The organism is Aggregicoccus sp. 17bor-14 (genome assembly GCF_009659535.1).
In the GTDB taxonomy this organism is placed as follows: Bacteria; Myxococcota; Myxococcia; order Myxococcales; family Myxococcaceae; genus Aggregicoccus.
The window spans coordinates 174,593-197,249 of record NZ_VJZZ01000011.1 but is presented as its reverse complement, the minus strand read 5'-3'; the positions used below and the strand labels follow the sequence as shown (position 1 = coordinate 197,249).

Annotated in this window: 17 protein-coding genes; 10 read left to right on the top strand and 7 right to left on the bottom strand. The window is 72.0% G+C overall.

Features of this window, described 5'->3' with window-relative positions; genetic code table 11:
- The first annotated feature begins 2 nt into the window (after positions 1 to 2).
- From pilM to FGE12_RS21050, 4 genes are all read left to right on the top strand, one after another.
- Positions 3 to 1,589: a pilus assembly protein PilM gene (gene pilM / locus FGE12_RS21065; protein WP_153868325.1), complete on the top strand. Its 1,587-nt coding sequence runs from the start codon at positions 3 to 5 to the stop codon at positions 1,587 to 1,589.
- A gap of 6 nt (positions 1,590 to 1,595) precedes the next feature.
- Positions 1,596 to 2,165, top strand: a complete 570-nt coding sequence (gene gspM / locus FGE12_RS21060; protein ID WP_153868324.1) for a type II secretion system protein GspM — start codon at positions 1,596 to 1,598, stop codon at positions 2,163 to 2,165.
- Positions 2,165 to 3,133 carry a type II secretion system protein GspN gene (gspN, locus tag FGE12_RS21055; RefSeq protein WP_153868323.1) on the top strand — a complete coding sequence of 323 codons (969 nt, stop codon included), beginning with the start codon at positions 2,165 to 2,167 and terminating at the stop codon, positions 3,131 to 3,133. The genes gspM and gspN overlap by 1 nt, the downstream gene beginning before the upstream one ends.
- Before the next feature lie 69 nt (positions 3,134 to 3,202).
- Positions 3,203 to 3,769 carry a hypothetical protein gene (locus FGE12_RS21050; RefSeq protein ID WP_153868322.1) on the top strand — a complete coding sequence of 189 codons (567 nt, stop codon included), beginning with the start codon at positions 3,203 to 3,205 and terminating at the stop codon, positions 3,767 to 3,769.
- A 9-nt stretch (positions 3,770 to 3,778) separates the two neighbouring features.
- Here the strand turns inward: FGE12_RS21050 and FGE12_RS21045 are convergent, their stop codons facing one another.
- Positions 3,779 to 5,203, bottom strand: coding sequence for a hypothetical protein (locus FGE12_RS21045; RefSeq protein ID WP_153868321.1), 1,425 nt, complete (start codon positions 5,201 to 5,203; stop codon positions 3,779 to 3,781).
- Between the two features lie 101 nt (positions 5,204 to 5,304).
- On the opposite strand from FGE12_RS21045, the gene FGE12_RS21040 reads away from it, so the two are divergent.
- Positions 5,305 to 6,948: a sigma 54-interacting transcriptional regulator gene (locus tag FGE12_RS21040; protein ID WP_153868320.1), complete on the top strand. Its 1,644-nt coding sequence runs from the start codon at positions 5,305 to 5,307 to the stop codon at positions 6,946 to 6,948.
- Between the two features lie 19 nt (positions 6,949 to 6,967).
- Here the strand turns inward: FGE12_RS21040 and FGE12_RS21035 are convergent, their stop codons facing one another.
- Both FGE12_RS21035 and FGE12_RS21030 read right to left on the bottom strand, forming a co-directional pair.
- On the bottom strand, positions 6,968 to 7,690 hold the full coding sequence (locus FGE12_RS21035; RefSeq protein ID WP_153868319.1) for a hypothetical protein: 723 nt from the start codon (positions 7,688 to 7,690) through the stop codon (positions 6,968 to 6,970).
- 85 nt (positions 7,691 to 7,775) lie between these two features.
- Positions 7,776 to 9,959 carry a S46 family peptidase gene (locus FGE12_RS21030; protein ID WP_153868318.1) on the bottom strand — a complete coding sequence of 728 codons (2,184 nt, stop codon included), beginning with the start codon at positions 9,957 to 9,959 and terminating at the stop codon, positions 7,776 to 7,778.
- A 96-nt stretch (positions 9,960 to 10,055) separates the two neighbouring features.
- On the opposite strand from FGE12_RS21030, the gene FGE12_RS21025 reads away from it, so the two are divergent.
- Complete coding sequence (locus tag FGE12_RS21025; protein ID WP_153868317.1) at positions 10,056 to 10,802, top strand: M50 family metallopeptidase; 747 nt, start codon at positions 10,056 to 10,058, stop codon at positions 10,800 to 10,802.
- Here the strand turns inward: FGE12_RS21025 and FGE12_RS21020 are convergent.
- From FGE12_RS21020 to FGE12_RS21010, 3 genes are all read right to left on the bottom strand, one after another.
- Positions 10,799 to 11,008 carry a hypothetical protein gene (locus FGE12_RS21020; protein WP_153868316.1) on the bottom strand — a complete coding sequence of 70 codons (210 nt, stop codon included), beginning with the start codon at positions 11,006 to 11,008 and terminating at the stop codon, positions 10,799 to 10,801. The genes FGE12_RS21025 and FGE12_RS21020 overlap by 4 nt on opposite strands.
- A 205-nt stretch (positions 11,009 to 11,213) precedes the next feature.
- Positions 11,214 to 12,536, bottom strand: a complete 1,323-nt coding sequence (locus tag FGE12_RS21015; protein ID WP_194798123.1) for an agmatine deiminase family protein — start codon at positions 12,534 to 12,536, stop codon at positions 11,214 to 11,216.
- Between the two features lie 343 nt (positions 12,537 to 12,879).
- Positions 12,880 to 13,557, bottom strand: coding sequence for an MBL fold metallo-hydrolase (locus tag FGE12_RS21010; protein ID WP_153868314.1), 678 nt, complete (start codon positions 13,555 to 13,557; stop codon positions 12,880 to 12,882).
- 363 nt (positions 13,558 to 13,920) lie between these two features.
- Between FGE12_RS21010 and FGE12_RS21005 the strand changes: the two genes are divergently transcribed.
- The 3 genes from FGE12_RS21005 to FGE12_RS20995 all read left to right on the top strand — a co-directional run bounded on the left by FGE12_RS21005 (position 13,921) and on the right by FGE12_RS20995 (position 19,584).
- On the top strand, positions 13,921 to 16,311 hold the full coding sequence (locus FGE12_RS21005; RefSeq protein ID WP_153868394.1) for a DNA topoisomerase (ATP-hydrolyzing) subunit A: 2,391 nt from the start codon (positions 13,921 to 13,923) through the stop codon (positions 16,309 to 16,311).
- Between the two features lie 9 nt (positions 16,312 to 16,320).
- On the top strand, positions 16,321 to 18,252 hold the full coding sequence (locus FGE12_RS21000) for a type IIA DNA topoisomerase subunit B (RefSeq protein WP_153868313.1): 1,932 nt from the start codon (positions 16,321 to 16,323) through the stop codon (positions 18,250 to 18,252).
- 114 nt (positions 18,253 to 18,366) lie between these two features.
- Positions 18,367 to 19,584, top strand: a complete 1,218-nt coding sequence (locus FGE12_RS20995; RefSeq protein WP_153868312.1) for a PEGA domain-containing protein — start codon at positions 18,367 to 18,369, stop codon at positions 19,582 to 19,584.
- Here the strand turns inward: FGE12_RS20995 and FGE12_RS20990 are convergent, their stop codons facing one another.
- On the bottom strand, positions 19,585 to 20,055 hold the full coding sequence (locus FGE12_RS20990; protein ID WP_153868311.1) for an FKBP-type peptidyl-prolyl cis-trans isomerase: 471 nt from the start codon (positions 20,053 to 20,055) through the stop codon (positions 19,585 to 19,587). It abuts the gene before it with no gap.
- 104 nt (positions 20,056 to 20,159) lie between these two features.
- Here FGE12_RS20990 and sppA point away from each other — a divergent pair, with 104 nt between their 5' ends.
- Positions 20,160 to 22,655, top strand: coding sequence for a signal peptide peptidase SppA (gene sppA, locus FGE12_RS20985; protein ID WP_153868310.1), 2,496 nt, complete (start codon positions 20,160 to 20,162; stop codon positions 22,653 to 22,655).
- Positions 22,656 to 22,657: the final 2 nt, after the last annotated feature.

Here is a 22,657-nt window from a genome sequence, read left to right as displayed (position 1 = left end):
ACATGGCCCGCATCCTTGGCCTCGATCTCGGCAGCTACTCGGTGAAGGGGCTCGTCCTGGACAGCTCCGGGCGTAGCCCCACGCCCAAGGCCTACGCCGAGGTGCGCCGCGCGGAAGGCGAGCCGGTGGAGACGCTGCGCGCGGCGCTGCAGCAGCTCCTCACGCAGCATCCGGAGCTGCGCGCGGACCAGGTGATCATCGCGCTGCCGGGCGCCTCGCTCGCCACGCACCAGCTCACGCTGCCCTTCAACGACCCCAAGCGCCTGGACTCGGTGGTGCCCTTCGAAGTGGAGGGACAGCTCCCCTACGATCTCTCCGAGGCCGTGTTCGACTACCAGGTCACCACGCAGAAGGAGAAGGCGAGCGACCTGCTGGTGGGCGTGGTGCGCAAGGACGAGCTCGCCCCGCTGCTGCAGACGCTCGCGGACCTGAAGCTGGACCCGCGCATCGTCACGCACCCGGGCGTCGCCTACCAGAACCTGCTCCTGCAGCACCCCGCCCTCTTCGACGGCGCGGCGGAGGCGGAGGCGGTAGCGCTGGTGGACATCGGTCAGGATCGCACCACGGTGGCCATCGGCAAGCCGGGGGTGGGCGTGGAGTTCGCGCGCACCTTCGCCGGCGGCGGCCGCGAGCTCAGCCGCGCGCTGGCCGTGGAGTTCAACACCCCGCTGCCCGAGGCGCACCACTGGAAGGAGGCGCACGGGGCCATGGCCAGCGCCGCGGTGGGCCCGGACGCGGAGCGCGCCGCGGCGGCCTTCGCGCGCGGCCTGCAGCCGCTCCTGCGCGAGCTGCGTCCCACGCTCAAGAGCTACACGGCGCGCAGCCGCAAGCGCGTGGGCGCGGTGTTCCTGTGCGGCGGCAGCGCGCGCATGCCGGGGCTCGCCGAGCAGCTGGGGCGGGACCTGAACCTGCCCACGAGCCTCCTGCCCCTGCCCGCGGACGTGGCGGCCGTGGCCCCGGCGGAGATCCAGCCCTCCGCCACCCAGGCCTACGCGCTCGCGCTTCGCGGCGCGGCCTCGGGCGCCAAGGCGCCGCGCTTCAACCTGCGCCGCGGCGAGTTCAGCTTCAAGGGCAGCTACGACTACGTGCGCGACCGGCTGGGGCTGGTGGGCGCCTTCGCCGCCACGCTGCTGGTGCTGCTCATCGTGGGCGGCATCGTGCGCAACCAGGTCCTCGCGCGGCGCGAGCACCAGGTGGACGCGATGCTGTGCGAGACCACGAAGCGCATCCTGGGCACCTGCGAGACGAACTACGACCGCGCGCTCAACCTGCTGCGCGGCCAGGAGAGCCCCGCGGCGGCGCTGCCGAAGACGAGCGCGGTGGAGCTGCTCGCGGAGCTCACTGCCAAGGTGCCCGCGGACGTGCCGGTGACCTTCGACCGCATCCTGGTGGACCCGGACCGCGTGCAGCTGATGGGCACCACGGACAGCTCCAAGCAGATCGACTCGCTCACCGCCGCCCTTCGCTCGCACCGCTGCGTGAAGGAGGTGCAGGAGGGCAAGGTGGAGCGCACGCGGGAGGGCAACAAGGTGACCTTCCGGCTCAGCATCCAGGTGCAGTGCCCCGCCGAGCAGCGGGCGGAGGGTTAGGCGGCCATGGACAACCTCAAGGAACAGCTCAAGGCGCTGCTGGCCAACGCACGCGCGTGGTTCGAGCGGCTCAACGCGCGCGAGCAGCGGATGGTGGGCGGGCTCGCCGCGGCCTTCACCGTCTTCCTGCTCTTCATCATCCTCTTCTCCTTCTCCTCGAGCGCTGACGGATACCGCACCCGCACGAAGCAGAAGGTGGCGAAGCTGCAGGAGGTGCAGACGCTCGCGACCAGCTACCGCGAGGCGGAGCAGGCGCGCCAGCAGGTGGAGCAGCAGCTCACCCAGTCGGACGTGCGCCTCATCAGCTACATCGAGGAGAAGGCCACGGCGGCGGGGCTCGAGGTGCCGTCGTTCAATCCCAAGCCGGACGTGAGCCTGGGTGACGGGCGCATCGTGGAGAGCTCCGTGGAGCTCACCTTCACGGACGTGGACCTGCGCGAGTTCACCGACTTCCTCAAGACGGTGGAGAGCGGCCCCGGCATGGTGAAGGTGAAGAACCTGCGCCTGGATCCCCGCCCCGGCAGCGACACGCTCGCCGCGTCCACCACCGTCGCCACCTACAAGATGAAGCCCTGATGCCCACCGAAACGAAGACCCCCCGCTGGCAGCTGGCGCTCGCGTACGGCGCCTTCGCCTTCATCGCGCTCCTCCTCTGCCTCGCCCTCACCTTCCCGTACGACACGCTGCGCGCGCGCATCGTCACGGAGGCGGCGGCGGCAGGCTACGCGGTGCGCATCGGCAACCTGCGCCCGGGCCTGCACGGCATCACGGCCACGGACGTGCGGCTGAGCAAGCCCGCGCAGCCGCTGCCCCCCGAGACCCTCGACGCGCTCGTCACGGGCGGCGTGGTGGTCGGGGACCTGGGCGAGGCGCTCGCGATCAAGAGCGTGGCCTTCCGTCCCTCGCTGCTGCCCCTGGGCGTCAGCCTGCACGCGGACGCGCTGGGCGGCACGGTGACGGGGGCCGTGGGCGGCCTGGGCACGCGCGCCGTGCGCCTGCACCTGGAGGACCTGGACACCACGCAGGGCAACCTCAAGGGCTTCAGCGGCCTGGACCTCGAGGGCAAGCTCTCGGGCGACGTGCGCCTGGACGTGCCGGTGGACAACACCCCCGCCAAGGCGCCGGACTACTCGGCCGCGCAGGGCGCCATCACGCTGGACGGGCGCGGCCTCACCATCAAGGGCGGCACCGCCACCGTGCCGCTCTACGGCACGCCCACCCCGGTGGACCTGCCGCGCATCGCGCTGGGCAATGTGGACGTGCGCATCAACGTGGACAAGGGCGTGGGCACCGTGGAGGCCCTGAGTGCGAAGAGCGACGACCTGGAGCTGCGCGGCGGCGGCACCGTGAAGCTCGCGAAGAATCTGCCCTTCAGCGAGCTGGCCATGGACCTCAAGGTGAAGGCCGAGCCGGAGTTCACCAAGCGCCTCGGGATCCTGGGCTCGGCGCTGACCATCCTGCCCATGGACCGTCAGGAGCCCGGCTTCCGCTCGGCACGCCTCTCCGGCTACCTCTCGGGGCCGCGCTTCCTGCCCGCCCGCTAGCCGCGGTTGAATATCCGGCCGGGGCGCCCAGTCCGCGCCCGCGCAACCCGCCCCGTCCGGAGCCTCCGCATGATGCGCCTGCTGCTCGTCCCCCCCGCCCTGCTGCTCTCGCTCGCCTCCACGCAGGCGAGGGCCGAGGACGCCCGCGAGGCGCTCGCGGCCTGCCAGCAGAGCTGCTCACAGTCCTGCTTCGAGCTCGCGCGCACGCTGGAGCTGCAGCTCTCCCAGTTCCGCCAGAGCTGCGGCAGCGCGCCGCGTGTCGAGGCGAGCGTGCCGGAGACCAGCTCTTCGGCCGCCTGCATCCGCGCCGTGCGCGAGCGCGTGTCGGGGCAGCCGGAGACGGTGGCGCGCCTGTGCACGGACGCCCGGCCCGGCACCGCGGAGTGCATCCGCGCGGCGGCCGAGAACGTCTCCGGCCAACCGGACACCATCGCCCGCCTCTGCCGCAGCGCGAACACGGCCTCCGCGGCCTGCATCCGCGCGGCGCGCGAGCTCGTCTCCGGCCAGCCGGACACGGTCGTGCGCCTCTGCGCCGCGCCGCGCGCGGACGCCGCGGAGTGCATCCGCGCGACGAAGGAGAACGTCTCGGGCCAGCCGGAGACGATCATCCGCCTGTGCGGCGGCCACGGCGGGTAGGGCCGCGCGCTAGAGCGGGCGCACGCTCACGTTGTCGAAGTGCACGCGCGTCTCCCAGCCGGAGAGCCCGAGGTACTGGTTGCGCGGGCCGTAGAGCGGCTGCGCATCCTCGTAGGAGAGGAAGGGCTTGCCGTCCACCTCCCAGGTGAAGCGGCCGCCCTGGCGGGTGATGCGGAAGTGGTAGCGCTTGCCGGGCTGCACCGCGGCGCCCTCGCGCACGGCGTTGCCCGCTGCGTGCTCGTTGCCGCGCGCGATGACCGAGGCGCTGTTCTTCCAGCCGCCGAAGATGAAGACGTAGCCGGTGGCCGTGTACTGCCGCGTGAGGTCGCCCGCGTACGCGGAGCGCCCGTCTCCCCAGGCCTCCAGCTTGATGTCGCCGCGCGGGTCGTCCGTCCAAGCGTCCAGCTCGATGACCGCGTCCTGCGCGAGCGGCCGGCTGAGCCACACGGGGCGGTTGTGGAGGTTCTCCACCACCAGCGCCCCGTCGGAGACCTGCACGGCGGCGGGCGCCGTGGGGCGCCACGCCTCGCCGAGCGCGGGCGCGTCGAAGGCGTCCGAGAAGGGCGCGGGCGGGGCGAGGGGCGCCTGCGGGCGCGCGACGAAGTCCTCACCCGCCGCGAGGGGGCGCACGCTGAGGTTGTCGAAGAAGAGCGGCGTGTCGCGGCTGCTCAGCCCGAGCCGGTCGTGCCCGCGGCCCTGCAGGGGATACGGGTCCTCCACCTCGAGCACGCGCTCGCCGTCGATGAACCAGCGCAGCCGTGCCCCGCGCCGCTCCACGCGCCAGTGGGAGCTGCGGTCCATGGGCACACTGGGCGCGGAGGCCTCGACGAGGAAGGCGCTGTCCTCGCGCAGGGTGCCGCGGCGCTGCAGGTCCGCGAGCGGCCAGGCCAGCTCGTCGCGCTTGGCGAGCCGCGCGGTGGCGCCGCCGCGCACGCCCTGGGTGAGGAGGTAGCCGCTCGTCTGTGCCTGCCCGGTGTTGCGCAGGCTGCTGTCGCGGCCGTCTCCGAACAGCGTGAGCTGGGCCTCGCCGCCCGCGTCCGCCGCGCGCACGTCGAACTCCACCACCACGTCCTGGGGAAGGCGCGCCTGCAGCCACAGCGGGTTGCCGCGCACCGCGGGCGAGTACAGCTGCCCCTCCTCCACCACCCAGAGCCCGCCGCCGAGCGACCAGAAGTCCTGCGCGAGCGTGTCCCGGCGGCTGAAGTCGTTGGTGTAGGGCAGCGTGACGGTGACGTCCGGCGCGCCGCGCAGCAGCCGGTGGAGCAGCGGCAGGTTCACCAGCACGAGCACCGCGGCGAGCACCCAGCGGCCGCGCCGCGAGAGCCGCGCCGGCGAGGCCGGTGCGGGGACCACGGGGGCCTGCGGGTCGCGCGGCTCCCGGGGCTCACTGCCTTCCCGGGGCGGCTGCTTCGTCTTACCGGACGCCTTCGCCATGGCCCCTGCATACCCCAACCAGGGCTTTCCTCCAGCCCGCAGGGTTGAAAGCCGAAAAATCGGCGTGCTAAGGCCCCGGGCGGTCTTCGTGGGAGGGGTGCATGTCCGAGTTGGTGTTCTTTCGTCGCGGCGAAGAGGTGTTGCGCTTTGCGCTGGACGGCACGCGGGTGGTGCTGGGGCGCGGCGAGCGCAGCGACGTCGTCATCCCGGACCCGGAGGTGAGCCGGCAGCAGGTGGCCCTCTCCTTCGACGGCACGGCCTTCCGGCTCGAGGACCTCTCCGGCAAGGGCACGCGGGTGGGCGGTCACAGCGTGCGCGAGGCGCCGCTGACGGACGGGGCGGACATCCAGCTCGGGCAGTGGCGCGCGGTGTTCCGGCTGCGCGGCGGGAGCGAGGGCGAGGCGGCCACCGCCGTGGGCGAGGGCCACACCGAGCTGCAGGCGCGCGAGCAGCCGCGCTGGCAGCCCGCGCAGGTGCGGGTGCGCCAGGCGGGGGGCGAGGCGGTGCACCGGCTCAGCGGCGAGAGCTTCACCGTAGGCAAGGACGCGGGCAACGACCTGGTGCTCCAGGACCGCTTCATCTCCGGGCGCCACCTCAAGGTGACCCGCAACGACGCGGTCTTCCACGTGGTGGACCAGCAGTCCACCAACGGCACCTTCCTGGGCCCGGTGCGCATCTTCGACGTGGAGGTGCCCCTGCCCACCACGCTGCGGGTGGGCGAGACCGAGCTGGTGCTCGAGGCCGCGCTGCCGGCCTCGGCCGCCGCCGCGAAGAAGGACTCGGCCTTCCACGGCATCCTCGGCCAGGACGCGAGCATGCGGCAGCTCACCGAGCTCATCCAGCGCGTGGCCCCCTCCAGCGCGGCGGTGGCCATCCTGGGCGAGAGCGGCACCGGCAAGGAGCTGGTGGCGCGCGCGCTGCACGCCTGCTCGGGGCGCGCGGGCGCGCCGCTCATCCCGGTGAACTGCGCGGCCATCTCGAAGGAGCTCATCGAGAGCGAGCTGTTCGGCCACGAGAAGGGCTCCTTCACCGGCGCCACCAACGCGCGCAAGGGCGCCTTCGAGGAGGCGGATGGCGGCACCCTCTTCCTGGACGAGATCGGCGAGCTGCCGTTGGACCTGCAGGCGAAGCTGCTGCGCGCGCTGGAGAGCGGGGAGATCAAGCGCGTGGGCGCGAGCCGCCCGATGAACGTGGACGTGCGGGTGGTGGCGGCCACCAACCGCGACCTGCTCGCCGCGGCGCGCGAGGGCAAGTTCCGCGAGGACCTCTACTACCGCCTCTGCGTCATCCCGCTGCACCTGCCGCCCCTGCGCAACCGCCGCGGCGACGTGCTCGCGCTCGCCGAGCACTTCGTGCGCACCTTCGCGCCCAAGGGGCAGAGCGTGCGCCTCACCCCCGCGGCCGCCGAGCGGCTGCAGGCCCACGCCTGGCCCGGCAACGTGCGCGAGCTGCGCAACGTGGTGCACCGCGCGCTGCTGCTGCGCAAGGGGACGCTCATCGAGGCCACGGATCTCACCTTCGATCAGGAGATGAACCCCGAGACCGGTATCAGCGTTCCGGAAATGCCGCCGGGCATGACCCTGGAGCAGATGCTCGAGAAGCTGGAGCGGCAGATCGTGGAGCAGACCCTGCGCCGCTGCGGCAACAACCGCGAGCGCGTGGCGCGCGAGCTGGGCGTCGCGCGCTCCACCCTGTTCAAGCGGCTCAAGGACTGGGGCCTCACCCGCCAGGACGAGGCCGAGTAGCGCGGGGCCCCCGGGGGGCCTACTCCTCGGACTTGGCGCCGGTGAACTGGTCGTCCTTGTCGCGGAACAGGTGGTTGAAGCTGGTGAGCGAGCCGTAGACGCGGGTGATGTAGCTCTGCAGCTCCACCTTCTCCGCGTCCGTGAGCTTGGGGTGCGCATTGAGCTTCTGCTCGAGCACGCGCAGCCGGTCGCGCACCATCACCACCTTGTGGAAGAGGCTGTCGATGGGCAGCTCCTTCGCCTGCAGCTCCGGCTTGCCCGGGATGAGCTGCAGCGTTCCGCCCTCCCACTTGCCCGCGAGCGGCGGGGCCTCGCCCTCGCCCGCGGCCTCGCGGAAGATCTCCATCAGCTCCTCGCGCGTCATGCTCAAGTCTCCCAGGTCGACCTGCTGTTGGGGGCCCGGCCGGTGGCGCACCACCCGCGGACCGATGCCCGGGCTCCCGCCGCGCAGCACGTTGCGCGCGCGCGGCGCGGCGGCCGGCGCCGAAGCCGGTGCCGCAGAGCCCTTGGCCACGTACTTGTCACAGATGGGGGCGGAGGGCGGGAACATCCCGCGCCCGCCCTGGATGCGGCAGGGGCCCACCCAGCCGCGGTGGTCCACGGAGTGTGCGCGCCAGAGCTTGCAGTTTCCGCACACCTGCTCCGCGGCGGCGAAGACGGGCAGCGGAGGCAGACCGTCAGGCGCTGAGGCGACGGTGGACTCCGCTGCAGGGGACTCGGGGGCGTCGGGACCGCTGGACATGTGCTCTCCGGTGTACCGCGACTTCCCGCCCCGACCCAAGTGCCGGGCCGGGGCCTGCCTGGTCGCCGGGGCTCGCGCGCGCCGCCTAGCGGGAGCCCGGAGCGGCCGCGGGCGCGGGGCCCTTGCGCACGCCCAGCTCGCGCAGGAGCGCGTCCGCGTTCTCCACCTGGTCCAGGTTCCAGAGCACGTAGCGCACGTCCACGTTCACGTTGCGCGCGATGTCCGGGTTGTAGCCGAAGTCGTTGGCCACGTTCTCCCAGACGCGGTCGAAGTTCACGCCCACCAGCTGCCCCTTGCCGTTGACGGTGGGGCTGCCGGAGTTGCCGCCCGTGGTGTCCGCGTCCGCGAGGAAGTCCACCGGCACGTCCCCGAGGCGCTTGTCCATCCAGGGTCCGAAGCGCTTGGCCTCGGCCGCCTGGGCCACCTTCTCGGGCACCTCGAAGGGCTCCTTCCCGGTGCGCTTGGCCATCATCCCGGTGAGCGTGGTCTGCGGGGTGTACACGACGCCGTCGCGCGGGGCGTAGCCCTTCACGTGCGCGAAGGTGACGCGCAGGGTGCTGTTGGCGTCCGGGGCCACGGGCTTGCCCGCGTGGGCGAGCACCAGCTTGCGCCACTCGGGGCGCAGGCGCAGCGAGGCGCCGGCCCGCGCGTCCTGCACCTCCTCGAGCGCCTCGAGCTCCTGCGCGAGGTCCGCGCCGAAGGCGAGCAGCGGGTCCTTGCGCGCCGCGAGCTGGTCGGGGGTCTCCGTGAACATCTTCATGCGCTCGGCCGCGTCCATCACCTTGGAGCCGGCGTAGAGCTGGTCGATCTTCGCGAGCACCGCGCGCTCGTCGAAGCGGCCACCGAAGTGCTTGTCCACCGCCGCGATGCGCTCCTGGGGCCCGAGCGCCTGGGCGCGGCGCACGAAGGCGAGGAAGAGGCGGCGGTCCGCGGGCAGGAAGTAGTTGGTCTGCTCGCGCTCGAGCCGATCCTTGAGCCCCGCGAGCTCGCGCTCCATGTACGCGGGGCGGCGCTCGAGGTCCGGCTTCTGCCGCTGCACGGCGAGGCGGTTCAGCGTGGTGGCGAGCGACACGGCGCGCGCGCCGGAGCCCACGAAGCCGAGCAGGAACTCGCGCTCGAAGGTCTTGCCCGCCTCCTGCTGCAGGCGCAGCAGCTCGTCGTGCGCCTTCAGGCCCTCGGCGTACTGCGCCTTGCCCTGGGCCCACTTCACGACCTCGGCGTCGCGCGCGAGCTGCTTCTCCACCAGGTGCCCGCGCGCGAGCCCGTCGAGCTGCCCGGCCGCGTTCTTCCAGCGGTTGTTCAGGCTCTTCACGTTGGAGGCGAGGCGGATCTTCCCCTCGGGGCTCTTCTCCCCCTCCTCGTCCATGATGCGGATGTACTCGCCGCCCGCGTCGCGCAGGCGCGGGTAGGCGCGCGCCTGGCGCTCCGCCATCTCCTCGCCGAGCAGCTCGCGGTAGGTGCGGCCCGGGTAGCCCAGCACCATCACGAAGTCGCCGGGCTGCACGCCCTGGGTCGCGAGCGGGAAGAAGAACTCGGCCTTGTAGGGCACGTTCTTCTCGCTGAACGGGGCGCTCGAGCCATCCGGCGCGGTGTAGGCGCGGATGATGGAGAAGTCACCGGTGTGGCGCGGCCACATCCAGTTGTCCTCCTCGCCGCCGTACTCGCCCACGGCGCGCGGCGGCGCGTACACGAGGCGCACGTCCTTGAGCTCCACCGCGTCGATGAGCGTGTAGGTGAGCCCGCCGTCGAACACCGCCACCTGGCAGCGCGTGGCGGGGCGCTTCTCGCAGTCGGCCACCAGCTGCTTCTGCTTGCCCTCGATGGCCTTGAAGCGCTGCGCGTCCGTGGCGCCCGCGGGCACCGCGGCGAGCACCTGCTTCGTCACGTCCGTGAAGCTGCGCGGCACCTGCACGCGCGCGCCCTTGCCCGGCAGCTCCTGCTCGCGGCTCTGGGCGAGGAAGCCCTGGGTGATGAGGTCCTTCCCGCTGGTGCTGTGCTCCTGGATGATGCCGAAGGCGCAGTGGTGGTTGGTGATGATGAGGCCGGTGCCCGAGATGAACGAGCCGGAGCAGCCGCCGGTGTTCACCGTCGCCGCGAGCAGGCCGGTGCCCCGCTTGGGATCCCAGAGCCGCTGCGGGGACACCTGCAGCCCCTGCGCCTTGAGCCACGCAGGAGACAGCTCGAGGACCTGCTGCGGGGTCCACTTCCCCTCCACCGCGAGCGCGGGGGAGGCCGCCAGGGCCAGTGCCAGAACGAGGGTCTTGGTCATGACGCGATCCCTACCCTCTGCAGGGGCGGCCTGCAATTGACGCGAGCCGCCGTTCGTGGAGAGGTGAGAGGGGCAGCAGCCCGGGAGGCGCAACCGATGCGGACCGCGAGCGGAGGAAGGCTGGACCCGGTGCGGCTGGGCGCGCTGCTGCTCTGCCTCGCGGTGGGCTGGTACTTCTGGGACTCGCCCCTGCTCGCGCCGCTCAAGCTGCTGGTGGTGATGATGCACGAGAGCGGGCACGCGCTGGCCACCCTGTTCATGGGCGGGCAGGTGGACCGGGTGCACGTGGCGCTGGACGAGTCGGGGGCCTGTCTCTCGCGCGTGCCGCCGGGCTTCTTCCGTGCGGTGGCCGTGTACTCGGCGGGCTATGTGGGCAGCGCGGTGGCCGGTGCGCTGCTCCTGCTCGCCACCTTCCGCTTCCGGCTGCGGCGCGCGGTGCTGGTGGCCGCGTGCGGGTGGCTCGCGGCGATGGGCCTCCTGTACGCGGGAGACCCCTTCACCCTGCTCTTCTGCGGCGTGATGGCGCTCGGGCTCGCGCTCGCGGCGCGGCTGCTTCCGGACGGCGCCGTGGACGCGCTCAACCTCTTCCTCGCGGCCTTCACCGCGCTCTACGCGCTCTTCGACCTGCGCGACGACCTGTGGAGCGCCGCGACCCGCGACCAGAGCGACGCGGCCCTGCTCGCGCAGCTCACCCACGTGCCCGCCGTGCTGTGGGCGGTGCTGTGGACGGGGCTCGGCGCGCTGCTGCTCGCGCTCGCCGTGCGCGCGTGCCTGCGGGGCGGCGCCGAGCGCGGCAGCCTGCCGGCTGCCGCGCGCCGTCCCCGCGGGCGGGGCGCCGTCTAGAACACCTTCACGCCGGGGTACGGGTCGCGCACGGGCTGCGGCTTGATGACGCGCCCGTCGTCGCTCTCGCCGGGCGTGCCCGCGGGCCCCTCCTGCGGGCGGATCACCGGCGCCTCTGCGTCGCCCTCGCGCGCAGGGGTGCGCGGTGCGGCGGGCACCTCGTGCGGGGCCTTCTTGTCCGGGAACAGCGTGTCCTTGTCGCTCATGGTGCAGCCTCCCTGGGGCTTCGGTGTGTCGTACGTCGCGTTCCCCAAGGAGTAAGCACCGCGCTCCCGCCCGGCAGGCAGCCGGGGGCGCACGGGCCGGCACGTGGCGGCGCGCTCGCCTGCCTGCTTGGCAAAAAGGCGAAGGGCGCGCGGAACCCGGAGGTCCCTGCGCGCCCTTCCCCACTTCAGCAGCCGGAGCTGCCGTCTACTTGTAGGTCATCGTCGTGCAGTGCAGCGAGCCCTGGCAGGGGATGAGGCCGTCGCCCTGGATGGTCACGACCTTGACCTTGTTCTTGCCGAACTCGCGGTCCATCTCCGACTGGTAGATGGAGAGCGCCTTCGCCTCCTGCGCCGCGACGGTGGCCTTGTCGGCCGCCGGCACCCACTTGAACACCGGCACCGCCAGCACGTTGCCCAGGCGGATGCTGTTCATGTACGTGGCCCACACGCGCTCGTTGGTGCCGTCGCAGGCCTGCACCTGCTGCTCCTGGCCGTAGCAGCCGGCGAGCACCTTGCGGCAGTAGGTCTTGGGCATGGGCACGCGCACCACGCGGTAGCCGAGGCCGGCGAGCTTGGCCGCGTTGCGGTCCAGGATGGCCGCGTTGGTCGCGTCATCCGCCGGGTCGTACTGACCCACGAGGATGGTCTTCGACGAGATGACCGTCATGAACATGTCGATGTGGTCGATGACGCCGCCCACCAGCGACTCCATCACCTGCACCTTGCAGTTGTGCGCGGCGCCGATGACCTCGTTCAGCTCGTCCGGGGTGTACTGCCACTCGCTGAAGTTGTTGCGCGCCTCGGCGTTGCGCTGCGCGCGGAAGCAGGTGCCCTTGCCGTCCGTCTGCAGGTTGCCGCCCTCGAGGCGCAGCTTGGGACGCACCACCTCGGCGTTCCACTGCGCCGCGAGGCGGGTGGGCGAGGCGTCGTCACGCACGCGCCCCTGCATGTTGCTGCAGGTGCTGGAGGTGACGGGGTAGTAGCTCATGTCCACGAAGCGGCGGCTGCCGTCCGTCTTCGTGAGGATCTCCGGGCCGTAATCGCGGATCCACACGGAGTCCACGTCCACCGGCACGTACTCCACGCGCGCGAGCTGCGCGTCGGTGAGGCCCGCGCGGCGCAGGCAGCTGGTCACGCCGTTGTTGTTGTTGGGCGCGGTGAGGATGCTCACCTGGGTGTTGCCCTGCAGGCCCGCCTTCACCAGGCCGGCGAGCTCCGGCACGGTGCAGCCGTAGTCCGGCCAGCCGATGAGCACGCCCGTGGTGCTCTCGGCCTCGGTGGGGAAGCGCGCGCCCGTACCGACCGAGGTGAACTGGTAGGTGCTCGGGTCGCACTGCCAGGCCCAGAACGCGTCGCCCGCGGCCATCGCGCTGACCTGGCGCTCCTGCGCCGTCTCCCAGCGCGGCAGCACCTGGTCGGTGCCCGTGGCCTCCTGCGCGGTCACGCGCGCGTCCTGCGCGAGCTCGGACTCGTCCGTGGGACCACACGCAGTCGCAACCAGGGCCGAGGCCGCAAGCCAACCGCTCATCCACCGCTTCATTCGAATGTCCCCTCCCAGCGCACTCGCGGCGGGGCCTCTCCGCGCGCTTCCGGGTCAGCTGCTCAGGTGTGAAATCGAAGGTGCTTGCACCCGCCCCACACAACGCGAGCGAGTGTCATCGCGGACTCACGCCGGGTCAATGTAGGCCCGGAGGAATAGTGCAACTCGGTTGCGCGAGTGCAGGTGCGCGCAAGTCTCACGCGAGAGAGCGCGGGGGGTTACGCGTCCGTGAGTGCGGCACATGCGGCACGAGGCGTACCTGCGCCCACGTGGCTCGGTCGCTCGCCGACCCGCACGGGGCGCTGCTGCGCTACAGCCCTCTACGCCCCGGCTAGCGCCGCGGGCGCATGCGGAACGCGACGAAGGAGGCCACGTCCGGGAAGCCGAAGTACGGGTTCTTCGCGCGCACGTCGGAGAGGGGCGCCACGGGCACGTCCGCGTAGTCGTGGCCGGGCAGCAGGCGCGTGCCGTCCGGCAGCCTTCCCAGCACGCCGGTGAGGCTCCTGTACATGGCCTCGGGGTCTCCGCCGCGCAGGTCGCAGCGGCCGCAGCCGTTGATGAAGACGGTGTCGCCGCTCACCAGCGCGTCCTCCGCGTGCAGGCACTGCGAGCCCGGCGTGTGCCCGGGCGTGTGTAGGGCGCGGAAGGCGCGCGGGCCCACCTGCAGCGTGTCTCCCGGCGAGAGGGGCTTGAGGGCGCCCGCGTGCTCGCGCAGGTCCGGCGAGAAGTCCACCTCCTCGCGCTGCGCATACACCGGCACGTCGTGGCGGCAGAGCAGCTCGCCCAGGCCGTTGATGTGGTCCTTGTGGCAGTGGCTCACGAAGGCCCCCACCAGCCGCTTGCCGTCCTCCTGCAGCGCGCGCTCGATGGCCGGCACGTCCCAGGCCGGGTCCACCACCAGCACCTCGGGCGCGTCCGCCGCGCCCACCAGGTAGACGAAGTTGTCCATGGGGCCGAGCTTGAGCTGGCGGGTGTAGAGCGGGGTCTGCGGGCTCGGCGGGGGGCTCATGGGGGCTCCTTGAAGGCTCCTGGGCGACGGGCGAAGGTGGGTAACTCTGCACCTCCCGGCGGTCGCCGGGGAGCCCCTCTTCCGCCCCCGGCTGCCCGTTTCCCGCACGCGCCGTGGGGGCGGGCAGGCAGGCGTCCCGAAGGGGAAAAAGCCTGTGATTTCGTGGTGTCAGACCCTGAACGTAATTACAGTATTGCTCGTACCGAGACGGCTTAACCCCCCGTATTCGTTCCCTTTGGCCACCCGGCGTGGTAGTCCGCCGGCCACACTGAGCTGCCGGCCCTCCGGGGCGCGGACTGCGCAAGCTGCGCGCCGCGTTCGGGTGGCGGGCAGTCCTCCCTTCAGCCTTCAGAACTCATGAGCATGGTCGACGCAGCCGAGATCAAGACGCGGAAGAAGCAGCCCGGTTCAGGTGGCGCGGGTGGCGCCGGCCGGGGCAATGGCGCCGGTGGTGCGGCGGGCGGCAGCGGCGGGGACGGCATCGTGCCCGCGGGGCTCGCCGACGAGGCGCGCCGCCGCTACCTCAACTACGCGCTGTCGGTCATCACGTCCCGCGCGCTGCCGGACGTGCGCGACGGCCTCAAGCCGGTGCAGCGCCGCATCCTCTACGGGATGTGGAACGACCTGAACCTCGGCCACGACACGAAGTACCAGAAGTGCGCCCAGGTGGTCGGCATGATCATGGGCCGCTACCACCCGCACGGCGACGCCTCCATCTACGAGGCGCTTGTGCGCATGGCGCAGGACTTCTCCCTGCGCTACCCGCTGGTGGACGGGCACGGCAACTTCGGCTCGCTGGACGGCGACAGCGCCGCGGCCTACCGCTACACCGAGTGCCGCCTGGAGAAGCTCTCCACCGAGCTGCTGATGGAGCTCGAGCGCAAGACGGTGGACTTCCGCCCCACCTACGACGGCACCCGCAACGAGCCCATCGTCATCCCCAGCCGCATGCCGCAGCTGCTGATGAACGGCACCACGGGCATCGCGGTGGGCATGGCCACCAACATCCCGCCCCACCAGCTCGGCGAGCTCGTGGACGCGTGCGTGGACCTCATTGCGAACCCCGAGCTCGAGACGAAGGACCTGCTCAAGCACGTGAAGGGGCCGGACTTCCCCACCGGCGGGCAGATCCTCAACAGCAAGAAGGAGCTGCGCGAGATCTACGAGAGCGGCCAGGGCTCGGTGCGCGTGCGCGGCGAGTACAAGCTCGAGGAGCAGAAGAAGGGCGGCCAGAACATCGTCATCACCTCCATCCCCTACGCGGTGAACAAGAGCACCCTGGTGATGAAGATCGGTGACCTGGTGCGCGAGCGGAAGCTGCCGCCGCTGCTCGACGTGCGCGACGAGTCCACGAAGGAGGTGCGCATCGTGCTGGAGATCAAGCGCGAGGCGGACCCGGACCTCGTGATGGCGTACCTCTACAAGAACACGCCGCTGCAGACGAACTTCAACGTCAACCTCACCTGCCTCACCCCCACGGACAACCCCGAGGTGGGCGCGCCGCAGCGCCTCAACCTCAAGCAGATCCTCCAGTACTTCCTGGACTTCCGCTTCGGCGTGGTCACTCGTCGCTTCCAACACGAGCTGGAGGAGCTCAAGCGCCGCGTCCACATCCTCGAGGGCTTCGAGAAGGTCTACGACGCGCTCGACGAGATGATCCGCATCATCCGCAAGAGCGAGGGCAAGGCGGACGCGGCGAGCAAGCTGATGGCGCGCTTCAGCCTGGACGAGGTCCAGGTGGACGCCATCCTCGAGATGAAGCTCTACAAGCTCGCGCGCCTCGAGATCCTCGTGGTGCAGAACGAGCTCAAGGAGAAGCGCGCCGAGGTCAAGCGCATCGAGGGGATCCTCCGGGACAAGAAGAAGATCTGGGCCACCGTGCGCGACGAGCTGGGCGAGATCAAGGCCGCCTACAACGACAAGCGGCGCACCAAGGTGGGCGGCTCCATCGAGGAGGTGGAGTTCAGCGAGGACGCCTTCATCGCGGACGAGGACGCCCACGTGGTGCTCACGCAGGACGGGTGGATCAAGCGCGTGCGCGAGGTGAAGGACCCCTCCACCACCCGCCTGCGCGAGGGCGACGCGGTGATGGCGGTGCTCGCGGGCAGCCTCAAGGCGAACCTGGTGCTGTTCAGCAACTTCGGCACTGCGTACGTGACGCGCTTCAACGACGTGCCGGCCTCCACCGGCTACGGCGACCCGGTGCAGAAGCTGTTCAAGTTCGACGACGGCGAGCGCATCGTGGGCGCGCTGTCCCTGGACCCGCGCCTGCCGCAGCCCACCAAGATGCTCGCGGTGAGCAAGCACGGCTACGGCATGCGCTTCCCGCTCGAGGCGCACACCGAGGTCTCTACCCGCGCGGGCCGCCGCTACGCGAAGGCGGCCGAGGGCGACGAGCTCATCGGCGTGCAGCCGGTGGGTGACAAGGACCTGGTGGCGGTGCTCACCGAGCGCACGGCCGCGCTGGTGTGCAAGGTGCAGGAGATCAACGAGCTGGCGGGCCCGGGGCGCGGCGTCACGGTGATCAAGGTGGACGAGGGCGACCGCGTGGTGGCCTTCCTCACCGCGGCGCCCGGCAAGAAGGACGCGGCCATCAGCTTCGAGACGGGCAAGGGCCGCACGCTGACGCTGTCCCCGGCGAAGTACGAGGTGACGGGGCGCGGGGGCAAGGGCCACGAGATGAGCCGCAAGGACTCGGTGAAGGACGTCACGCAGGCCGTGGTGTTCATCCCGCTGCCGGAGAAGAAGGAGTAACCCGAAGCCATGGCGACGAAGAAGACCAGCTACACGGGCGCAGACATCCAGGTCCTCGAGGGCCTGGACCCGGTGCGCAAGCGCCCCGCGATGTACATCGGCGGCACCGACGCGACGGGCTACCACCACCTGCTGTGGGAGATCCTCGACAACTCGGTGGACGAGGTCATCAACGGCTACGCGTCCACCGTGGAGGTCACCATCCACAAGGACGGCAAGACCGTCACGGTGACGGACGACGGGCGCGGCATCCCCGTCGACATCATGCCCAAGCACAAGAAGCCGGCGGTGGAGGTGATCCTCACCACCCTGCACGCGGGCGGCAAGTTCGAGCAGGGCAACTACATCCACTCGGGCGGTCTGCACGGCGTGGGCAGCTCGGTGGTGAACGCGCTCGCGAGCAAGCTGCTCGTGGAGATCAAGCGCGACGGCAAGCGCCACGTGCAGCACTACGCGCGCGGCCGCGCGACCAGCCAGCTCAAGGTGGAGGGGCCCTGCCGCGGCACCGGCACCTCGACCACCTTCACCCCGGACCCGGAGATCTTCGGCGAGAAGCTGAAGTTCGACGCGGACGAGGTGCGCGAGCGGCTCGAGGCGAAGAGCTACCTGCACAAGGGCATGACGGTCGTCTTCCGCAACGAGACGGCCCACCCGGTGGAGGAGGTCACCTACAAGCACGACGGCGGCCTCGCCGAGTACCTGACCAAGGTGGTCACCGAGCGCGGCAAGGCCGTGGTCCCGGCGGGCACCACCGGCTTCTACCTCTCGCGCGACAACGGCGTGCGGCTGGAGTGCGCGCTGGTGTGGACCGAGTCCACGGACGAGTCCATCCGCTCGTACGTGAACGGCATCCCCACCGCCCAGGGCGGTACCCACGAGGCCGGCCTGCGCTCGGCCGTGGTGAAGGCGGTGCGCAACTACATCGAGACGCACAACCTCTCGCCCAAGGGCGTAACGCTCACCGCGGAGGACATCCGCGAGGGGCTCACCGCGCTGCTCTCCACCTACGTGGTGGAGCCGCAGTTCCAGGGCCAGACCAAGGGCCGCCTGAACAACCCGGAGGTTGCGGGCCAGGTGGACAACGTGGTCCGCCCCGCGCTCGAGAAGTACCTCAACGACAACAAGAGCGTGGCCGAGAGTGTCATCGCGCGCATCGTGCTCGCGGCGCGCGCCCGCGAGGCGAGCCGTGCGGCGAGCGCCGCGGTGAGCCGCAAGACGGCCGTGAGCCACCGGATGAACCTGCCCGGCAAGCTCGCGGACTGCTCGAGCACCGACCCCGGCCTCAGCGAGCTGTTCATCGTGGAGGGCGACTCGGCAGGTGGCTCCGCGAAGCAGGGCCGCGACCGGCGCACCCAGGCCATCCTCCCCTTGCGCGGCAAGGTGCTCAACGCCGAGCAGGCCAGCACGGACAAGGTGGCGGGCAACAAGGAGCTCACGGACATCGTGAGCGCGCTGGGCTGCGGCATCGGCAAGGACTTCGACGCGACGAAGCTGCGCTACGGCCGCATCTTCCTGCTGATGGACGCGGACAGCGACGGCCACCACATCGCGACCCTGCTGCTCACCTTCTTCTACCGGCACCTGCGCGGGCTCATCACCAACGGCAGCGTGTACATCGCGCAGCCGCCGCTGTACCGCGTGGACATCGGCAAGGAGACCTACTGGGCGCTGGACGAGGCCGACCGCGACCGCATCATCCGCGAGAAGGCCAAGGGCAACGCCAAGCCCAGCATCATGCGCTTCAAGGGTCTGGGCGAGATGACCGCGGACGAGCTGAAGATGACCACGCTCGACCCCAAGAATCGCATGGCGCTCAAGGTCACCATCGACAACGAGCTGGAGACCGACCGCGTCATCAACGAGCTGCTGGGCAAGGACGTGAGCGCGCGCTTCAAGTTCATCATGGACCGCGCCGCCACCGTCGAGGAGCTGGACGTCTAGCGCTCCCCGCCGGGGTGAGGACCCGCTCCCCACCCCGGCCCGTTGTCGTATCGACCCCGCAGCGCGCGCGCTGCTAGCGTTCCGAGGGCTCCCACCCACCCGGGGTCCTCACGCATGAAGCCGTTCGCGCTGCTCCTGCTGCCCACGCTCGCGCTCGCTACTGCCCCCGCCCGCGCTCCGGCGCCCCGCGCCGCCGCGCTGCTCGTGGCGCTGGACCCTCAGGCAGAAGGCCTGGTGCCGCGCATGGAGGCGGACCTCTCGCGCGCGCTGGGAACCTACGACGAGCTGCAGGTGCGCACGCCCGAGGCCCTCTACGGCCAGCCCGTGGACCCGGGCGCTCAAGCCGCGCTCGAGCGCGCGAAGGGGGCGTACGCGGACGCGCTCTCGGCCTTCGTGGCGAAGAAGCCGGGCCGCGCGGAGGAGCGCGTGCGGGCGAGCCTGCAGGAGGTGCCGGCGGCCGCCGCGGCGATGCGCGGCTGCACCCCCCTGTGCGACGCGACGGCGCTGCTCGCGGGGATGCTGCTCGAGCGCGGCGAGCCCGACGATGCGAAGCACGCCCTGCTGGACCTGATGGCGCTGGATCCCACCTATGCGCTCAGCCCGCAGCGCTTCCGCCGCGAGCTGCTCGCCCTGCGCGCGGAGGTGGGCACCAGCCACGCGGCGGCCCTGCGCGGCAGCGCCACGGTGGTGGCGCGGCCCGCCGGAGCGCGCGTGTACCTGGACGGCGAGGCGCTGGGCTACGCGCCGGTGAGCATCCCGGCGCTCGCGGTGGGCGCGCACCTCGTGCGCGTGGAGCGGCCGGGCTTTCGCACCGAGGGGCAGCTGCTGCAGGCGGGCGCGGATGAGCAGACCGTCACGGTCGCGCTCACCGCGACGCCCGCGTACAGCGCGGCGCGCGCGAAGCTGGACGCGGTGGTGCGCGAGCTGGGCAAGGAGGCGCCCTCCCCTGCCGCGGTGGCGCTGGGCAAGAGCCTGGGCCTCGAGCGCGCGCTGCTGGGCAGCGTGCGCACGCTGCCGGACGGCGCGGGCAGTGAGCTCGCGCTCGCGCTCTACGAGCTCGGCAGCGGCAAGCGGCTCGCGCTGCGGCGGATGAAGCTGCAGGGCGACGAGTTCGGGCAGCTGCAGGGCGAGCTGGAGCGCCTGGTGAACCACCTCTTCGCGGAGGCGGCGGGCGGCAGCGCGCGCGCAGTGCAGTCCAGCGACCCGCTGGACCACACGCAGGGCACCGAGGAGTGGAGCGGCGAGGACCGCGGGGGCAAGAGCCGGCAGGCCGAGAAGAAGCGCAAGGCCACGGACCCGCTCGACACCGTCTCCGGCACCGAGGACTGGTAGCTAGAAGGTCACCGCGACCAGCTCCACCCGGAACACGAGCACCGCCTTGCCCGGGACGGGACCGTAGCCCTTGTCGCCGTAGCCGAGGTCCGAGGGGATGACGAGCCGGCGCACGCCGCCCACGCGCATCCCGACCAGGCCCTCGTCCCAGCCCCGGATGACGTTCCCCGCTCCGAGCTTGAACGTCCAGGGCTGCGCATCGGCCAGGTTGCTGTCCACCACCTGCCCATCCGCCAGCCACCCCGTGTAGCGCACGGAGGGCGTGCTGCCCACGGCCGCGACCGAGCCCTGCCCCACCGTGAGGTCCTGCACGTAGAGGCCCGAGGGACGCTTCTCCATGGCGGAGAGGTCCACGCCCAGCTGCTCGGAGAAGGGGGTGGTGGCCGGGTCGCCCGTGTTTCCTTCACCGCAGGCGGAGGCGAGCAGCAGGAGGGAGAGGGCGGCGGGAAGGACGGTTGCGAAGCGCAGCATCGGCGCACTGTGCCCCACGCCCGCGGCGGCGGTCCAGTCGAGGACAGCCGGGGTGCGGGTGCCACCCACCTGCACCGGGAGCAGTCCTAGAGTGGCTCCCCGCCATGCGCCCTGCCCTGCTGCTGTCGCTCCTGCCGTCGCTCGCGCTCGCCCAGACCTCCGAGCTGGTGCGCCCCAACGATCCCTCGCGCGGCATCACGCTCCCGCCCACCTCTCCCGCCCTGGTGGACGAGGCCACCGCGCTCTCGCTCAACCCGGCCGCGCTCTCCACCCTGGGCTCGGGCCAGCTCGTCTACGTGCACGAGCGGGACGTGGCGCGCGACGGGCTCGGCGACGGGCTCTTCGTCGGCAGCACCTTCTTCGGCTCCCTCGGCCTGGGCGCGAGCGTGGAGTGGCTGCGCGGCCGCGAGATGGCGAGCTACCGGCGCAGCGGCCTGGGGCTGTCGCTGGGCGCGGAGCCGCTGAGCCTGGGCGTGGGGTACCACTGGTACGCGAGCGGCGAGAACTCGCGTGTGGACGCGCTGAGCAGCTGGGACCTGGGCCTGAGCGCCCGGCCCTGGCGGCCGCTCTCGCTCTCCTTCGTGGTGCGCAACGTGGACGCGCCGGGAACGGGCCCCGCGAAGCTGCCGCGCGAGTGGGACCTGGGCGTGGGCGTGCGTCCCTTCGGCGAGCGCTACTCGCTCGCGGCGGACTACCGGGTGGCGAGCGGCCAGAGCCTGAACCAGGGCCGGCTCGGCTACACGCTGCAGGCGCAGCTCTTTCGCGGCGTGGGCCTGAGCGCGGGGCTGAGCCACGGCCTGCGCAGCGGCGAGGAGCTGGCGCTGCAGTTCGGCGTCACCCTGGACGCCGCGCACCTCGGCCTCACCTACGCGGGCGGCGGGTACGGGGAGGGGTTGGACCACGTGCTCGCGGTGCGCCTGAGCCGCGAGAAGTACGCCTCGCTGCCCACGGGCGGTGGAAAGGTGGCGCTGCTGGACCTGGACGACCGGCTCGCGAGCAGCAGCGGCGTGGTGCGCAGCGTGCTCGGCTGGAGCGCGCCGGATCCGTACCTGCGCCTGATGCGCTTCCTCGACGAGGCCACGCGAGACCCGCAGCTCGCGGGCGTGGTGCTCAAGATCGAGGGCCTGCGCGGCAGCGGCTGGGGCAAGGCCGAGGAGCTGCGCCAGGCGGTGCTGCGGCTGCGCGCCTCGGGCAAGCGGGTGCTCGCGGTGCTGCTCTCGGTGGACGACGCGGGCTACATGGTCGCCTCCGCGGCGGATGAGATCTGGGCACTGCCGGCCGCGAACCTGCGCATCAACGGGCTCAGCGCCACGGTGACGCACCTGGGCGGCACCATGGAGAAGCTGGGCGTGAGCTGGGACGTGGCGCGCGTGGGCGAGTTCAAGAACGCGCCCGAGCAGCTCACCCGCAAGGACATGAGCGAGGCGCAGCGCGAGACGGTGAACGCCTACCTGGACACTGAGGTGCGCCACTACGAGCGCACGGTGGCGGCCGCGCGCAAGCTGCCCCCGGGCCGGCTGCAGCAGGCCTACGCCTCCGGGCTGGTGACGGCGCGCCAGGCGAAGGAGCTGGGGCTGGTGGACGGGGTGCTGGTGCCCGAGGAGCTGGACCGCAAGGCGGCGGAGCTGGTGCCCGGCGGCCGCTTCGACCCCGACTACGCGCCGCGCGACGAGCGCGACCGGCGCTGGGGCAGCCGCCGGCGCATCGCGATCGTGCCGGTCATCGGGGCCATCGCCGGGGGCAAGAGCCGCGAGGACCCGCTGGGCGCGAGCCGCATCGCGGGCGCGGAGACGGTGGTGCGCGCGCTGCAGCGCGCGCAGGAGGACCCGGGCGTCGCGGCCATCGTGGTGCGCGTGGACTCGGGCGGCGGCGACGTGCTCGCCTCGGACCTGATGTACCGCGCGGTGCTGGAGGCCAAGAAGCACAAGCCCGTGGTCGCCTCCATGGGCGATGTGGCCGCGAGCGGCGGCTACTACGCGAGCATGGGCGCCGACGAGATCCTCGCCTCCCCCACCACGCTCACCGGCAGCATCGGCGTGTTCTTCCTCAAGCCGGCGCTGGGGGGCCTGGGCGAGCGGCTGGGGGTGCACCAGGAGACGGTGACCCGCGCGCCGCTGCCGGGGCTGCTGCAGGGCTGGAGGCCGTGGACGCCCGAGGAGCAGCACGCCGCGCAGGCCTGGGTGGACAGCGCCTACGACGACTTCATCTCCAACGTGGCCGAGTCGCGCCACCTGCAGAAGGCGGCGGTGGACGCCATGGCGCGCGGCCGGGTGTGGAGCGGCGAGGACGCGAAGGCGCGCGGGCTGGTGGACCGCTTCGGCGGCCTGCTGGACGCGGTGGCCGTGGCGCGCGAGCGCGCGGGGGTGCCGGCGGCGGAGGAGCTGGACCTGCAGCTGCTCGGGGAGGCCGGCGGGCTCTTCTCGTCGCTCGGCGGGGAGCCCGGGGTGCTGGGCCAGGCACTGAACGACGTGCTGCCGCCACAGCCCTCGCCCGTCCCCCCGCTGCTCCAGGACTTCCTGCAGGAGGTAGGCGGCGCGGCCGGCACGGCGCTGGCGCCAGGCGTCCAGGCGGCGCTGCCCTATTCCGTGGTCGTCCAGTAGCC

Coding starts and splice junctions, on each gene's coding strand:
- pilM (WP_153868325.1), top strand. CDS start 3: ATGGCCCGCATCCTTGGCCTCGATCTCGGCAGCTACTCGGTGAAGGGG.
- gspM (WP_153868324.1), top strand. CDS start 1,596: ATGGACAACCTCAAGGAACAGCTCAAGGCGCTGCTGGCCAACGCACGC.
- gspN (WP_153868323.1), top strand. CDS start 2,165: ATGCCCACCGAAACGAAGACCCCCCGCTGGCAGCTGGCGCTCGCGTAC.
- FGE12_RS21050 (WP_153868322.1), top strand. CDS start 3,203: ATGATGCGCCTGCTGCTCGTCCCCCCCGCCCTGCTGCTCTCGCTCGCC.
- FGE12_RS21045 (WP_153868321.1), bottom strand. CDS start 5,203: ATGGCGAAGGCGTCCGGTAAGACGAAGCAGCCGCCCCGGGAAGGCAGT.
- FGE12_RS21040 (WP_153868320.1), top strand. CDS start 5,305: ATGTCCGAGTTGGTGTTCTTTCGTCGCGGCGAAGAGGTGTTGCGCTTT.
- FGE12_RS21035 (WP_153868319.1), bottom strand. CDS start 7,690: ATGTCCAGCGGTCCCGACGCCCCCGAGTCCCCTGCAGCGGAGTCCACC.
- FGE12_RS21030 (WP_153868318.1), bottom strand. CDS start 9,959: ATGACCAAGACCCTCGTTCTGGCACTGGCCCTGGCGGCCTCCCCCGCG.
- FGE12_RS21025 (WP_153868317.1), top strand. CDS start 10,056: ATGCGGACCGCGAGCGGAGGAAGGCTGGACCCGGTGCGGCTGGGCGCG.
- FGE12_RS21020 (WP_153868316.1), bottom strand. CDS start 11,008: ATGAGCGACAAGGACACGCTGTTCCCGGACAAGAAGGCCCCGCACGAG.
- FGE12_RS21015 (WP_194798123.1), bottom strand. CDS start 12,536: ATGAGCGGTTGGCTTGCGGCCTCGGCCCTGGTTGCGACTGCGTGTGGT.
- FGE12_RS21010 (WP_153868314.1), bottom strand. CDS start 13,557: ATGAGCCCCCCGCCGAGCCCGCAGACCCCGCTCTACACCCGCCAGCTC.
- FGE12_RS21005 (WP_153868394.1), top strand. CDS start 13,921: ATGGTCGACGCAGCCGAGATCAAGACGCGGAAGAAGCAGCCCGGTTCA.
- FGE12_RS21000 (WP_153868313.1), top strand. CDS start 16,321: ATGGCGACGAAGAAGACCAGCTACACGGGCGCAGACATCCAGGTCCTC.
- FGE12_RS20995 (WP_153868312.1), top strand. CDS start 18,367: ATGAAGCCGTTCGCGCTGCTCCTGCTGCCCACGCTCGCGCTCGCTACT.
- FGE12_RS20990 (WP_153868311.1), bottom strand. CDS start 20,055: ATGCTGCGCTTCGCAACCGTCCTTCCCGCCGCCCTCTCCCTCCTGCTG.
- sppA (WP_153868310.1), top strand. CDS start 20,160: ATGCGCCCTGCCCTGCTGCTGTCGCTCCTGCCGTCGCTCGCGCTCGCC.